We start from the raw sequence: 1,266 nt of genomic DNA on the forward strand, positions 1-1,266 counted from the left end.
ATCTTCAAGGGCCCCAAACCGATCAACCGGGACTTTCAGCGAGGGCGAAACCGATAGGGTCACAAAACCATTGTCATCGATTCGATCGACTTGAATGCCCAAAACGAGGCCAGCCTTTTCCTTTTCAATGGTGAAAGTCGTGTTGCTCACACCATTGGAAACTTCCGTTTCCGCCTCCACGGTTCCCACCACTTCTTCAGTGAGTTCCACGTTGGCCACTTGCCCTTCCTGCACCACCAAGGTTGGATCGGTCAGAATTTTGGCATTTCCGTTAACCACAGAAGCTTGGAGCTGAGCGAGGAAGTCGTTGGCGATGTTAAAGCCATTGGGATTTTGGCCATTCACATCGCCTGAAATTGACAGGGGAACCGAAACGGGCCCAAACCCAACGGACTCGGGAGCCAGGCTGGTGGAGTAGGGCGCGCCCCGATCGCTCCAGTTAATCACCCCGATGCCGCCCGTATTGACGATGCGAGTGCCGCCCACCCCAAAGGAGAAACTCGTACCCAGGCGATCGTTTTGCAGCAGGTTGATATCAATCACCCGCACATTCACCACCACCTGACGCAGGCGGCTATCAATCCGCGACAACTGCTCAGAGGCCAGGGCAACCAAATCCCGCTGCCCCACCAAGGTGATGGTGTTGGTGCGCTGATCTACCGCAATTTGCAGGCCGCGGAGAATCGGAACCGAATCTTTCGGGTCATAGCGAAGCGGGTTAATGACCGTGCGCTCACTGGTGCGGGTTTGGGTCAAGGGAGCCGCTTGGACTTGCGCATCACCACCGCCCTGCTGCTGTTGCTCTGCCCCGATCCGCACAACCTCCGTTGTTCGCTCCGTGGCCGCCGTGGCACTTTCGGCCCCCAAAATCACCAAATAGCCAGCCGCTTCGTTGGCCCGCACTTGGTTGAGGCGCACGGAACGCATGGCCACATCCCGGGCCGCGTTGGGCAAACTGCGGCCCACAAAAATGGTGCGGCCATTGCGGCTGGCCTGAAGACCGCTAATCCGCAAGACGTAGTTAAAAACGTCCTGGGCCGATTCGTTTTCAATGTCGAGGCTAATCCGAGCGTCGGCTCCGGTGGTGGGAGGCGTGCCGGGAGCGGTGGGGTTGCCGGGGGTGGGGCCAGCCGCGTTGTCGGCGAAGGCGATGTTCACGCCGCTGGCCCGGGCTAGCAGCGACAACACCTCGCGCACGGGGGCTTCTCGCAACACCAAACGGGGAATGATTTGGTTGCTGCCCAGGTTAATGGTGTAGGGCTGGAT

General features: G+C 58.9%; 1 protein-coding gene. It reads right to left on the minus strand.

Annotation, left to right across the window (positions count from 1 at the left end; translation table 11 throughout):
* Positions 1–1,266, minus strand: a 1,266-nt coding sequence (locus AMR42_RS04975) for a secretin and TonB N-terminal domain-containing protein (RefSeq protein WP_199858089.1), incomplete at both ends; no start/stop codon positions are given.

The organism is Limnothrix sp. PR1529 (genome assembly GCF_002742025.1).
Lineage (GTDB): Bacteria > Cyanobacteriota > Cyanobacteriia > CACIAM-69d > CACIAM-69d > CACIAM-69d.